Annotated in this window: 11 protein-coding genes; all 11 read right to left on the reverse strand. The window is 42.5% G+C overall.

What is annotated here, in order from left to right:
• Positions 1-6: 6 nt before the first annotated feature.
• On the reverse strand, positions 7-1,305 hold the full coding sequence (locus Q91_RS10335; protein WP_015006844.1) for an ammonium transporter: 1,299 nt from the start codon (positions 1,303-1,305) through the stop codon (positions 7-9).
• Positions 1,306-1,644 carry a P-II family nitrogen regulator gene (locus Q91_RS10340; protein ID WP_015006845.1) on the reverse strand — a complete coding sequence of 113 codons (339 nt, stop codon included), beginning with the start codon at positions 1,642-1,644 and terminating at the stop codon, positions 1,306-1,308.
• 138 nt (positions 1,645-1,782) lie between these two features.
• Positions 1,783-2,970, reverse strand: coding sequence for a hypothetical protein (locus tag Q91_RS10345; RefSeq protein WP_015006846.1), 1,188 nt, complete (start codon positions 2,968-2,970; stop codon positions 1,783-1,785).
• Between the two features lie 17 nt (positions 2,971-2,987).
• Complete coding sequence (locus Q91_RS10350) at positions 2,988-3,764, reverse strand: outer membrane lipoprotein-sorting protein (protein ID WP_015006847.1); 777 nt, start codon at positions 3,762-3,764, stop codon at positions 2,988-2,990.
• Positions 3,761-6,058, reverse strand: a complete 2,298-nt coding sequence (locus tag Q91_RS10355) for an RND family transporter (protein WP_015006848.1) — start codon at positions 6,056-6,058, stop codon at positions 3,761-3,763. The genes Q91_RS10350 and Q91_RS10355 overlap by 4 nt, the downstream gene beginning before the upstream one ends.
• A gap of 34 nt (positions 6,059-6,092) precedes the next feature.
• A complete protein-coding gene (locus tag Q91_RS10360) occupies positions 6,093-8,423 on the reverse strand; it encodes an RND family transporter (RefSeq protein ID WP_015006849.1) in 2,331 nt (776 codons plus the stop codon).
• Between the two features lie 490 nt (positions 8,424-8,913).
• Positions 8,914-9,999, reverse strand: a complete 1,086-nt coding sequence (locus tag Q91_RS10365; protein WP_015006851.1) for an alkane 1-monooxygenase — start codon at positions 9,997-9,999, stop codon at positions 8,914-8,916.
• Between the two features lie 299 nt (positions 10,000-10,298).
• Complete coding sequence (locus Q91_RS10370) at positions 10,299-11,015, reverse strand: hypothetical protein (protein WP_015006852.1); 717 nt, start codon at positions 11,013-11,015, stop codon at positions 10,299-10,301.
• A gap of 62 nt (positions 11,016-11,077) precedes the next feature.
• Positions 11,078-12,643 carry a VWA domain-containing protein gene (locus Q91_RS10375; protein ID WP_041230540.1) on the reverse strand — a complete coding sequence of 522 codons (1,566 nt, stop codon included), beginning with the start codon at positions 12,641-12,643 and terminating at the stop codon, positions 11,078-11,080.
• 191 nt (positions 12,644-12,834) lie between these two features.
• Positions 12,835-14,010 carry a phosphoglycerate kinase gene (locus tag Q91_RS10380; protein WP_015006854.1) on the reverse strand — a complete coding sequence of 392 codons (1,176 nt, stop codon included), beginning with the start codon at positions 14,008-14,010 and terminating at the stop codon, positions 12,835-12,837.
• 19 nt (positions 14,011-14,029) lie between these two features.
• Positions 14,030-15,001, reverse strand: a complete 972-nt coding sequence (locus Q91_RS10385) for a type I glyceraldehyde-3-phosphate dehydrogenase (protein ID WP_015006855.1) — start codon at positions 14,999-15,001, stop codon at positions 14,030-14,032.
• Positions 15,002-15,010 lie beyond the last annotated feature (9 nt).

Consider the following 15,010-nt stretch of genomic DNA (forward strand, 5'->3'; position numbering starts at 1 on the left):
TTTTGTTTACAGGTTGTAACCCGTTTCCTCATGCGAAACAACATCCAGTCCTTGCTGCTCCGCTTCTTCATCCACTCGCAGACCGCCGGTTAAAGCACCAACAAGTTTCAAAATAATGTAGGTGGAGACAGCTGTAAACACGATGGTTGTTACTACACCAATTGCTTGAACAGATAACTGGCCTGCTATTGTTGTAATACCATCGGCAAAACCATAACCGCTAAAAACACCTAACTGGGTGGATGCAAACACAGCAACTACTAAGGACCCTAAAATCCCCCCAACACCATGCACGGGAAAAACGTCTAATGAATCATCAATCTTCAACACACGCTTAATGTACTGTGTGGCGCCAAAACAAACCATTCCCGCCAACAAACCAATGATAAGCGCACCACCTGGGCCCACAAAACCTGACGCAGGTGTAATCGTACCTAAACCTGCAACCATCCCGGTAACGGCACCCAAAGCACTGGGTTTACCAAATCTTTTCCACTCAATAGCCATCCAGGTAAAGGCCCCCATAGAGGCGGAAATATGCGTCACAATGATGGCCATTGCTGCATCACCATTGGCAGCCAAGGCGCTACCACCATTAAAGCCAAACCAACCCACCCAGAGCATACCTGCACCAGCAATCGTCATTGTTAAATTATGAGGAGGCATTGCTGTTGCTGGGAAGCCTTTCCTAGGGCCAATAACAAGTGCTGCCACTAAGGCCGCAACACCGGCTGTGATATGCACAACAATACCACCGGCAAAGTCATAAACACCCAATGCGCTTAACCAACCACCACCCCAAACCCAATGGGTAACGGGCACATAAACAACCAACAGCCAGATAGCACTGAATAACAGCATCGCAGAAAATTTCATTCTTTCTGCGAAGGCACCCACGATCAATGCAGGAGTAATAACCGCAAAGGTCATCTGGAACATTGCAAATAATGCTTCTGGAATATCGCCCGACAACGTTTCACGGCTAATACCAGAAAACATCACCCTTGATAAATCACCAATCCACGCATTACCTTCGCCAAACGCAAGACTATAACCGACAATTAACCATAATACAGACGAGACACAGGTAATCATAAAGCACTGCATAAACACAGACAGTACATTCTTAGTACGTACCAGTCCCGCATAAAACATTGATAGGCCGGGGATGGTCATAAAAAGCACAAGTGCTGTAGACGTTAAAATCCATGCAGTATTGGCACCGTTTAATTCCTCAGCACTGGCTAAAGTCGGCAAAAACAACAGACTTAAAAAGAGACAGCTATCAATTCCCCTGATCTTCATTTACAAAGCCTCAACGCCTGTTTCTCCGGTACGAATTCGAATTGCTCTTTCTAGATTCGTTACAAAAATTTTGCCATCGCCAATTTTTCCAGTATTCGCCGCATTAATAATTGCATCAATTGCACTGTCTAACTGCTCTGTCGAAACCGCAATCTCTAACTTTACCTTTGGCAAAAAATCAACGACGTATTCAGCCCCACGATATAATTCTGTATGGCCGCGCTGACGGCCAAAACCCTTAACTTCTGTTACAGTAATTCCTTCAAATCCCGCAGCAGATAGAGCCTCTCGCACATCTTCTAATTTAAACGGCTTGATAATGGCTGTTATTAATTTCATACAAAACCTTTTATTATTAATTTAATTTTTCGATTCTGCATCAAAGCCGAGCATTCATCAACCTATTTTGGTGCAAACTGTTGATAGCCGCCTCTTAGCAAAAGCGGCTATCAATTAAAAATTGGCAACAAGGGTTGATTAAAAGTGGCGTGCAAACTCCAGTTGAATAACATCGTCCTGGCGAAAAGGTGCAAGTGCATCATTGCTAGCAGCGGATATGAATCGCGCCTCTACACTTAATACCCAACTAACACCAATACGCCGGCTTCCCTCAAGGCTATAGAACTGAGTGTTTTGGTCAACATCAGCAATAACGCCAAATAATAGCTCACTTGACGCCGCGTCATTCATTGCTAAACGAGCACCCACAAATATATCATTATCAAAAGCAACGTCTGCACCGCGATCATCGTACAAATATTCCGCTATCAGACCAACATCAGCAGCAGACTCCATAACACCCACAAAAGTATATTCAAAACCACCTGTAAACGCGTTAAATGTTTCACCCTGTCCACTACGGTGTATCAATTCAACCTTCCAAAGCCACTCATCGAGCGTTGCTTGTACGTCTAGGCCGGTTTGATTAATAAGGTCGTAAAAAGGAACCAACGCGATACCACCCGCGGTCGCTGTAGGAATAATTCTTGGCTCACGGCTCGTGCCATAAAAGTGGGAGACCCCAACATCCCAATCATCAAACGTTTGACTCCAGCGCACAGCATAATCCACATGCTTATCCTTAGAATCAGATTGATAAGCGGTATGATCGTCTATCGCCGGTGTTGGGCGAAAACGCCCCTCATTGCCTGAAAAAGTTCGCTCTCTAAAACCCGGCAGTACAAATAAATCAACTGTTCCCCAGTCTTTAATAAGCGACAAGTTAAGCATGGTTTGTCCAAGCTTATCTTCACCGTCAAAGTTTTCAACCATATCGGACTGATTAATAATATCCACTAAGTGCTGTGATTCAGTCACCCCCCAAAACACTTTGCCAACACCTAAGCGCACCTCCCAGTCTCGCTCGGCATGAATCCACATCAGCTCACGCAAATCTATATGTGTGCGTTGAGGATCTTGCTCATCCCAACGAAAAAATGAGCTAAAGATAAAGGCATCATCGCCATCATTCCAACTGTGATAAAACTCCGGCGCGGCTGAAAACGATACGCTTGCGTCATTAAACTGCTGCTGATCTAGAGCTGACTGCGTGAAATAGCGATACTCCCCCGCTACATACCCAGACCACTCGCTTGCGAAACCGGACGATAAGAAGGCGACCCCGCCTACCAACAGGCCGCCTACCATTGCTTTTTTAAAGCTCATTGACTTGTACTCAGTTATTAGCGCGCTCGTTTTAAGCTGCTTTTATTAAAGTCACGATCAGACAAACCTTTTTGAAACTCGTAGTTTGAAAAATCCAAGCGCGTCTCTTTTTTTGTTTGATGGTTCACCGTGTTTAATGAATCAGGCCGCCAATATTTACCCATGTACTGCTGGTAGCCGGTTGCTGTCGTCGTTTTTAACAAGGTATTTTTACGATCATAATATTCAATTTTTAACGGTTGATACTTTTCTTTACTAATCCAAGCAATTAAACGCGTATATCCTGAATACTTATAGTTAGGCTTAGATTCAACAACAAACACCTCTTCACCATTAATGACTTCATCGCGTAAGTACAAATAGCTGAACTTTGCCACCTCACGAGATGATAAGTCTTCAAAGGCAAACTCACTACCCATAAAAGGGCCTGATTTGTTTTTAGATGAAATACGCTTTACTCGTTTTAAAGCTGGCAAATATAACCACTGATCATCTGCCTCTAAAATATGTGTGAAGGATAAAAAAGCGGTGCCTTTAATATCAGCTGGCTCATCAAAAATAGTTAAGCCCTTATCACCATCCCCTTCTACCTCAAGGTTTTTAGATCGCATTTTTCTAATACTGACATCACCATTTGCATTCTTTAGTGTCATCACCATATCTGACGTCATATCACCAAAACCTGCATCCCTCTTATCACCTTCTACCGCTATTTCCATGCCTTTTTCTTCCGGCGTTTGCGCGCTGGCCATTAACGGCAACAAAAGCACCAATAAACTGACTAATTTTTTCATGTTTTTTCCTTATCTAGTTTGAGTAATAAAATAGGTAACAACAGCAAGTCCACCACTAACGCAATCACAATAATCCATGTAGTTAACGTGGCCATGTCTGAATTAAGCGCAAAAGGTGACATCATTAAAACACCAAAGCCAGCACTAAGGATCAGTGTACTAATAGTTAACGCTTTGCCAACGTGGGTAAACGCATAGGTAATCGATTCTTCAGTGCTATAGCCCTTTTCACGCTTGGCACGTAAGTACTTACTTAAAAAATGCACCGTGTCATCTACCACAATACCCAGAGTCATACTGACGACCGATGCCAAGGCCATGTTCACCTCAACATACAATAAGCCCCACAAACCAAAACCAATAATGACGGGGACCAAATTCGGCACCAAACTTAAAAAGCCAATTCTGATAGAACGAAGTGCAAAAACTAGAATCATCGAGATAAGCACTAACGCCAATATAGAGCCACTAAGCATGCTTTTGATGTTTTTTTCTGTCAGGTGGGCGAATATTAAAATCGCCCCTGAACCTTTTGCTTGCATACTTGCGGGCAAATGGTCCTGCATCCATTGTTGCACACGCTGTTCAAAATCTAACAGCTCAACATTACTCATCTCCTCTACACCCGCTACCAAAAGGGTAGCTGATTTATCAATGTTGACCTGATTATTTAAATCTAAACCATAGGGCAATGACATTTCATATAACAGTAAATACTGCGCAGCCATTTCTCTACTTTCTGGCAACTTATACCAAGCGGGGTCATCCCCATGCATATTCTTATTCAACCGCTTTAAGGTATCGCTTAAAACATACGTATTAATAATTTCTGGTTGTTCTTTAAGCCACTGGGCAAACAGCGCTAAATGCTCTAGATATTGCGGATCACTAATGCCGCCCTTACCTTCAGCTGGTAAAGAAAACGATATTTGAAATAGACCACCAACGGATTGATTAGCAAAATCAGAATCACCTCTAAACTCTACAGACTCATCAAAATATTTAAGAAATTGCTCTTCTGGTTTATTTAACGTAGCAGCATAAGCTGCAACCAACACAACCCCTGCTGACAAAAACAATATAATATTTTGGTAACGAATAACAAACCTAGAAAAAGAAGCTAAGCGCTCTACAGCAATATCTTCTCCCGCTTTCACGCGGACTGGCAGATAACTCATCATCGCTGGTAAAAAAGTTAGCGACAGACAAAAGGAAACAAACACACCCACTGCCACTAAGTTACCTAGATCATTAAAAGGTGGGGATTCACTAAAGTTCAAGCATAAAAAACCAATCATCGTGGTGGCGCTTGTTAAAAATATAGGTTGTAAATTAATCCGTATACTCTCAAGCAAAGCCTCTTGCTTTGGAACTTTATGCTGCAAGCCATACATAAAAGTAACCAGCAAATGAACACTATTAGCAACCGCTAGTACCATAATCATTTGCGCCGATGAAATAGAAGCGGGTGTTAATTTTATGCCGGCATAACCGCCTAAACCCAAGGCAATAACATCGGAAAAAATAACGATCAATGTAATGCCTATTACTGCACTAAGGCTGCGCAATAACACAAACATAATAACAACCATCAAAAGCAAACTTACCGGCACTAACAAGGATAAATCATTCTCCCCCGCTTCAACAAAGGCATTATTTAAAAACGCTATGCCGGTAATATAAAAATTAACATTAGGGTAAGCCTTCTCAAACTTAGCCACCATGTCACGTGTGCTAGACACAACGTCTTTTAGCTCTTTATCCGCGTCAACTTTTGGGTATTCAATGGTAATATTCAATGCCGTAACACGGCCATCGGCAGAGACTAACCTCTTCAATAGTAACGGGTCTGACAAACCGACTTGCTTAATTGTTTCGATATCCACAGCCAGTAAATCTTCGGCTTCCTCATACAAGCTCTCAACAACTAAATCATCGTCTTCTGCATAGGTATTCTGGAAATTTTGCAGCGAATCCACACGTCTAGAATGTGGGGTTTGCCAAGCGGATGTTGTCAGCTCTTCGAGAAGCTTAAGCACCTCTGGCTGAAAAACATCGCCTGTTTTTGGCTCAATTAAAATGAAGACGTTATCTGACTTTGTATAGGTATTTTCAACCTTATCGTAAGCCAATAACTCAGGGTTATCATCGGTAAAAAAAGCACGGTAATCATTATCAAACCCTAAATACTGCACACCATTGCCAGCCGCTAGCAACACCAATAGGCTAACTGCAATAATCCATCCACGATACTTAATAACCCACTGACTAAAATAGCCTTCTAAACGTTCCATCTAACGGTTTCTCTCTAACATCTTTATTAACAAATCAAACACCCTCATTAGCGTCTTGCTGCAACACCTTCTCTTTGTTGTTATCAAACTTTAACAATAGACCCGGCAAGAATAAGAAGTTTGCGGCTAGGGCGGCGACAATAATCCATACCGTTAACAGCGCCATATCAGTCGTCATCGCAAAGTGCGATGCCATCAGCACACCAAAACCAGCTATTAAAACGAGCGTACTAATGCCTAATGCTTTGCCTACATGAGTAAAGGCGTATGTAATGGACTCTTCTGTCGAATAGCCTTTTTCGCGTTTGGCACGCAAATATTTACTTAAGAAATGCACCGAGTCATCCACCACGATACCCAACGTCATACTGACCACTACCGATAGGCCCATATGAACTTCGCCGCTGAGCACGCCCCAAAGCCCAAAACCAACCCCTGCGGGCAATATATTGGTCACCAAGCTTAACAGGCCCATTTTAACCGAGCGCAAGGCCACCATTAAAATACCTGAAATAAGAATCAGTGCCAGCACCGATCCAACGATCATGCTGGTGGTATTAGTATCAGCCAAATGCGAGAACATCATCAAGGTGCCGGTACCAATGGTCGTCATTGTGCTGGGAACATTTGCTTTTAGCCAAGCCTGTGCTCTTTCCTCAAGCGCCATCAGTTCGTTATTGGTCATATCCCTGACGGTCGCGACCATCCGCGTTGCTGACTTGTCCACATTAACCTGATTATTCAAATCCAAACCATAAGGTAATGACATCTCATACAGCAGCGTATACTGCGCAGCCAAATCACGACTTTCTGGTAATTTTTGCCAAGCAGGGTCATCCCCATGCATATTTTTATTCAGCCGCAGCATGGTATCGGTAAAAACAAAGACATTGATCGTCTCTGGCTGCTCTCGATACCAATCTGCAAATGCTTTTAAATTCTTAAGATATTCTGGTTCACTCACTCCGCCCTTTTCGTTGGCGGGAAGGGAGTATGTCAGCTGAAACGTGCCCCCCATAATATCCAGAGTTGCATCCGAATCAACGCGAAACTGTACGCTATGGTCAAAATACGTAGTGAAATGCTCTTCCGATGTATTCAGCGGTATCGCTGCGGCTGACAAAATGGCCACCACACACATTAACAGTAATAATGGACGATGAAATTTAATAGAAAATCTTGAGAATTTCTCTAAATAGGGGACTGCCGCATCCTCCCCGGGCTTAATTCGTACGGGCAAAAAACTCATGATGGCTGGTAAAAAAGTCAGCGAAAAAACCATCGATGCAAAAACACCAACCGCTACCAAATTCCCTAAATCTCTATACGGTGCTGATTCATTAAAATTCATCCCCAAAAAGCCAATCATCGTGGTCACACTGGTCAAGAAAATGGGTACTAAATTAATCCGTAAGCTTTCTTTTAACGCCTCTGTTTTCGCCACATTATGTTGCAAATCAAAAATGAAGGTGACCAGCATATGCACACTATTAGCTACCGCCAACACCATAATCATTTGCCCAGACGCCACTGATGCGGGTGCCAACAGAACCCCAGCATAACCACCCAACCCAAAGGCTACGACGGTTGACATAAAAATAACCAAGGTCACCCCGAACACTGCACTAACACTGCGTAATAATATGGTTAGAAATAAAACCATCACCACAAAACTGATCGGGAAAAGTGTTTCCCCATCCCCTTGACCAGACTCAACGAAGGCATTATTCATAAATGCCATCCCTGTTATATAAAACTTTACTGTGGGGTATTTTTCTTGGTATTTTTTTACCAATTCACGTGCATGAGCCACTACTTCACGTAACTCTTCTTCAGGCTCAATATCGGGGAATTCAATCGTTACATTAACAGCTGTTGCACCACCATCTTTTGAGATAATCCGTTTATAAAGAAGTGGGTCACTTAGCGCCACCGATTTAACCCGCTGAATATCGTCCTGTTCTAATGAGCTGGCCTCTGCATACAAATCCTCTACAATAAGGTCATCATCTTCTGCATACGTATTCTGAAAATTCTGAATTGAATCAACCCTTAAAGAATAAGGAATTTGCCATGCCTCTTCCGTCAGGTCCTCAACGAGGGTTAATATTTCCTTTTCAAAAACATCGCCTGCTTCAGGCGCAATAAGAATAAACACATTATCCGATTTAGAATAGGTTGCTTCATTCTCGTTAAATGCCATCAAATGTGGGCTATCGTCTCTAAAATAAACTCTATAATCCGGCGTAAACCCAAGGTATTGAACACCAAGCCCAGAGACAATGACGACTAACACGCTTAACACTATAATCGCTACACGGTAACGTATAACCCATTCACTAAAATTTGTTTCTAAACGATGCATGATTAGTCTCTTACTTTTAAACCTATAATAATTAAATTGAGCACACTGCTCAGGCGTTCTTCTAGCTGCTCTAATGTTTGATGATGCATAAAGGTGAGTGCACAAAAATTACCCAAGAAGCCGTAGTCACCAAGCCGCTTTCTATAAATTATCTATAGAGCAGCCATGCTGCTGTTAGTTTTTTAACAAAAAAAATGTGCAAATAGATAGTTCATCTTCCTTTTTATTAACAATTTCCATATTTTTCTCGCCTTAGGCCATAACCAAGGTATTAATAGCAAGGTGAGTCCCTAGCTGGTCAACTGTTAAAAGCAACAACTTCAATAATATTTGACGTACTTGAGACATAACCATATAAATTGGAAGCATACACCCCAAAGTCTTCCGTCATCCTCCCCGTTTTTTTAAACCCTAACATTAAAAAAAACGGAAAACCTAAAACTTACAAAGGGGCGAGCCCATTCCCACTGTATAGCTCTATCCCTCTAATCTATACCCAACCAGCTTTAATATTGGCTTCCTCAGCCAACTTTTTCTCAGCTTCATTAGCCATTTTTTCATCCCAAATAGCTAATTGAGGCTTAACTATTTTAGCTTCCCAAATAGGCGGCACAAATGCGCAAATAAAGCATAGCGCTATACTCGGTAGCTGTGGTGCTTCTGGGTATGGCTGCAAGTCCGTATAAAAACGCGTAGGTTTTAAGTGGTGCTCAGAGTGATTAGATATTTCGAATGAAAGCGCTCGGCTTAATGGCTTTAGTTGATTCCATGAATGTCGCGTTTCAATAGGCTCACCAATAACTCGGATCAGGCCATAATGCTGAGTATAGTTAAAGCCACCTAGCACTAGATAAAAAATAATCATAGTTAATATATACAATGGCAAGGCTTGAATACCTGCAATCGAAAACCAAATAATCAACCAAGTCGACATTAATATAACCGATTGAAAGAAACGGCTTTGAGGCGACCAAAAAGAAGTTTTAGTTTTTTTCAGACGGCCTTTTTCAATCTCAATCGAGTCTTTCATTTGTCCCCATAAAGACCTAAAGGCAAACGTATAAACCGACTCACCTCTGCGAGGTGTATCACTGTCTTCAGAAGTAGCGACCTTCAAATGGTGACCTTTAACATGCCCGAGATCATTCATCGGGAGTAAGAACACTGTGAGATACAAAGTACAGTAAAAGCGATCCAATGTACCATGACGATGCATCAGCTCATGAGCTGGAGGCAAACCACCCAGCGCAGTTAAAAAGGACAGTGAAAAAATACCACCCATAATCTCCAGCACACTACCACTCGACGTGCTCAACATATCGGCAAACATTAACCAGAGCATGACAATTAATGGTAACTGGCAATAAAGGACGAAATGCTGCAAGCCTGTCGCCCGAACATCATGCAACTGCTCATCACGAGGCAAACTTACATCCAACACAACAAGACAAATAAACGCCGCTGTGCCTAACCAAACCCAAAGGCCACCAAGATAAAACCCTAACACGCCCAACATTAACATTAACGACCCTGAAAAATAGCGTGGGGCAACCACTTTATTTTTTGTTTTTTCCATTTTCAGCTCTCCAACATCTAATGACTTATTAAAAATAGTATTTATATCATTTTTTTCTAATATATGCTCGTAACTAATACTATTGTTTACAAATATCTACTGTCTGGGGGCTCTATGCCGCAACAAGTTAAAGGCTATATAAATAACGAAGGTTTATTGGGGATGGGAGGCACCCTATAACACTAACTAAGTAGTATTTAGCCCGCTATTATGACCGGATTATTTGACGAATTCTTATACAGGGTTAACCTAAGGCGCTGTGTTTCCAATCACTTTTTACGCCAGCTCTAACTGATTATTCAATCTTTTTTTAACTCAGCCTCTTCTTCAACGGGTTCATCCGAATCTTCCGTTGTATCAGGGCTACGCAACACCTCAACATGTCCGTCAAGCTGACCTATTTCAAGCTCTTCTTCAGCCTCTGGCTCAATGGTTGGTGTCGCCGTATTAACACTCTTTACATCTGACTCTGACTGTTCACCAGCATCATCGTCAGCACTATCTGAGTCTGCTAGCGCATCGAGATCAAGCGAGACTTCAATATCATCATTTACTTGAACCGATTCTTGTTCGCTACCAACTGTTGTCTGCACAGGTTGAACTGGCTGTACCACTGGAGCAACTGGAACTTGTGTTGATGAAAGAATCTCAGCATTTAATAACCCCACATCCAAGTGCTCTGCTGATAAGCCATAAACGGCTTCGGAAAAGGAAGCAATATCCTTCGAGTCTAAACTAAGTTGCGCTACCGCAAACTTTTTAACACAATTGGCTTCCGCACCCACCAAGCGGTCGGCGTTTTGCCCTGCTTGATCAGCTGCAATTCCCTGTGCTTTGAACGTGTTTTCTAGTGTTTCTTTTCTGCCTTGCGCTTCTTTATCGACCTTTTTAACCAGCCCTGTGATCTGACTCTGTAGGGCTTCCTTTTTCTTATAGACTTTAAACAAAAGCAAGCCAACAATCGCTGTTAAAACAAATACCAACTCAATTAATAAAATTAAAAACGACTCACTCATTTAAATACTCCGTTTATTCATCGCGTTAATATTACTCGCCGCCTGGTTTGTCACAAGCCGCCTTAAACCCCTAACGTTTTGCTCAACTGCTCATCCTTAACGGTCATTTTCTTCTTAAATAACTTAAAGCCAAAAAAACCAGCCACAGCTAACACTATATTAACAAGCAATACGACCCCGCTGGTTAAGGCCCAATTTGATGCTTCCTCTACTGACTCAACAACAGGTTCAAGCTCACCCTCTTCGCCCGCTACAATACTGGACAAATCTGGACATTGAAAAATCTGCTGCTCTGTGAGCCCCTCTTCAGGCAGCACAATACCGGCTTGCTCAAGTACTTTATCGAACACCGGGTTGATTTCCACATAATTAACTTTAGGCTTTTGTTTGACATAAAAAGACAGCGTTTCTATCCGCTCAAAGGTATTTCCAACAGCCCTAACTATTAGCTCATAAGGGCCGACCTTAAGGTTTTTTCCAATATCAACAAAAAAATCCCCGCCGTTGATCATATCTAACTGCATTGGAAGCACTTCTTTGTCCCCTCGTTGATTTATAATCTCGACCGTCGCATCGATAACATCTAACAGATTGCTATTTTTCAGAAGCTTACCTTTGTCTGTCATGAGCATTCTAATGCGTGTATCGGAACCCGAAAAAATCTCTTTTGGCATGTTTTCAACAGCCATTTGCAAATTCGTGGTGATGAAGATTTCATTGTCTGGATCAGCCGCTGCAATCAACCTCCACTCACCAGCCATTGGCTTAGTGACTGTCACAATGTCATATTTCTTTTCACGGTGCCAACTAACACCGCTTCTATTACTGCTACGTCCAAAATCCATACCCTCCGGGTCATCCAACTGGGTAGTACCAAAGCCTTTTTTTCTAAAAACAACTGCGGTGAATTGTCTTACGGTTTCATCAACTGTAAATGTATTCGCAATTAATGGGATACTATTTCTCTCAACCAAGCGTTTACTAACCCTCAGCAATGCTCGTTCTAGCTGTGCAGCTGTTTTGGCCACATCAAACCAACCGAGTGTTTCATTAGCCACTGTTTCTAAAAAACCAAGATCCGCATCATCAGAAAATCCAACCGTATGAACACTAACATCAACTTCCTTTAAACGCGCTACCTGGTAATTGAGTATTCGTTCTTTAGACGCCACATTATCTTTCATGAGTTTTCCTGACGTTACTTTTCCGTCGCTTAAAAGAACAATGTGCCGACGTGCATTCTTGTCTTTTTCTACCCAATCCAGCGAAGCCACCGCAAGCGCTTTTTCAATATCCCCTGTTTTATTAGATGATTGAATTTTTTCTACATTCTTAAGAGCCTGCGTTTTCCACGAAATACCGGATTTACCCGCTTTCATGATCTCTGTTGGCATCTCATCAAACATCCAAATACCAACGTTTGCATTATTCGGCAAGAGATTGATGAACAGTTTGAGCGCCGATATTCTATGGTTTTCTGGGTCACTTATTTTCATCCTCTCGGACACATCGACCAAGACGCGAACTTCGATGGCATTATTTTTATTAAAATCTACGGCCTGAACAGATGTGACCATCAAGGCAAAAAGTAATAAACACGTTAGGGAAAAATGCGTAATCTTTTTCATAAATTCAGTTAAGCGCTATTTAAGCAGCCGTGAAATTGGTTATGTAGGTAAAGTGTATATCGGCAAGCGTTCAAATAACTTAAATATAAACCGTGCAGCAAGAATAGGCGCTCGCTAATGGCACCAAAATATAACAAGATTTTCTGAAATAACGTTGTTAAAGGCGCAACAACGCGCCAACGGCTCTGGTTTTAGGCGCTACGTTCAGCTAAAACTGATACCGCAGGCAAGGCCTTACCCTCTAAAAATTCCAAGAAAGCACCACCACCTGTTGATATATAAGAGACCTGATCGGCAATGTCGTATTTATCCACTGCCGCTAACGTATCGCCGCCGCCTGCAATTGAAAAACCATCACTGTCTGCAATTGCCTGTGATAATACCTTTGTTCCACCTGCAAATTGGTCAAACTCGAACACGCCCAAAGGTCCATTCCAAACAATTGTTCCGGCCGCTTTAACGATACCCGCATATTGGGCAGCTGTTTGAGGGCCAACATCTAGGATTAAGTCATCCTCTTCAACATCTTTGACTGATTTGACTGTCGCTTGTGCTGCTTCTGAAAATTTTTTACCGCAAACCACATCAACCGGAACCGGGATGCTCGCACCATTCTGCTCTGCTTTTAACATTAACGCTTTCGCCTCATCAATCAAGTCTGGCTCATACAATGACTTGCCAACCGAATAACCTTGAGCGGCAATAAAAGTATTCGCTATACCACCGCCAACAATTAGTTGATCAACCTTGTCTAACATCGAGTCCAGCACCGTCAATTTAGTCGACACTTTTGCACCACCTACTATCGCCAGCATCGGCTGAGCCGGTTCAAATAGTGCCTGACCTAAAGCATCTAATTCAGCTGATAATAACGGACCTGCGCATGCAATCGGTGCAAATTTGGCAACGCCATGTGTTGAGGCTTGTGCGCGGTGAGCCGTGCCGAACGCATCCATCACAAACACATCACATAGAGCGGCCATTTTTTTCGACAACACTTCGTCATCTGCTTTTTCACCAACATTGAAACGTACATTTTCACAAAGAATAATATCACCCGGCTGACCACTGACCCCATCCAACCAATCTTTTTCTAAGCGCACTGGTTTTCCCAACAAGGTAGACAAATGCTCTGCCACTGGTTTCAAACTAAAGGTCTCATCATACTGTCCTTCAATTGGGCGCCCGATATGTGACATTAACATCACCACCGCACCTGCATTGTGCGCCTGTTGGATGGTTGGCAGACTAGCCCTAATACGCGCATCACTGGTTACTTTCCCTGCCTTAATAGGCACATTCAAATCTTCTCTGATCAGTACGCGTTTGCCAGATAAATTTATATCTTGCATCTTTATAATCGTCATCTGAGTTCCTTTATGTTTCTTAATTCGTCATCATCGCTTGCGCGGTGTCCAGCATTCGATTTGAAAAGCCCCACTCATTATCAAACCAGCCCACGACCTTAACGAGCCGACCTGATGTCACCTTAGTTTGCGTAGCATCAAAAACACACGAAGCAGGATGAGCGCTAAAGTCTGTTGACACTGCATTTTCCTCACTATAACCAAGCGCCCCTTGCAGACTAGCACTGGCTGCCTGCCGCATTCGCTCATTAACCTCAGCGACTGTTGTCTGATTTTTACTGCTAAAGGTCACATCCAGCATCGCTACATTGATAGTAGATAAGCGAATAGAAAGCCCATCTATTTTTCCTTTCATGTGCGGCAACACTAGGCCAATAGAGTTTGGTGAATTTGTTTTAGTTGGAATCATGGGTATTTGCTCAACCATTGACTCATGCCTATCATCGTAAGCATGTAAAGTTGTGCTTAAACCGTACTCAACGCCCATCGCAGCATCTAAAACACTTACCATGTGGGCTAAACAATTTAATGTGCAAGAGCCATTTGAAACGACTTTATGTTCTGCTTTTAGATCTGCCTGGTTTACACCGTACACTATCGTGGCATCAACCTTATCATCTGATAGGGCAGAAATAAGGACTTTTTTAGCCCCTGCCAAAATATGCATATGGGCGGATTCTGCTTGAGTAAATTGCCCTGTACACTCAAGCACTACATCAATATTCAGCGATTTCCAAGGCAGTTTTACAGGGTTTGCCTGTGACGAATAATGCACATCCCTACCTGCCATCAGCAGGGTATTCTTATCAGTAGACAGCTCTATGTTCAGCCCAGACAAATCATTTTTTACATGCTCGGCTACGGTGCTAAATGACTCAATGTCATTAATGGCTACCACCTGAATCTGCTCTTGACGGTTAGACGCATACAGTGCCTTGAGTACACTGCGCCCAATTCGACCAAACCCATTAATGGCTATACGAATACCCATGAGTTTAGA

The organism is Cycloclasticus sp. P1 (assembly GCF_000299965.1).
Lineage (GTDB): Bacteria > Pseudomonadota > Gammaproteobacteria > Methylococcales > Cycloclasticaceae > Cycloclasticus > Cycloclasticus pugetii.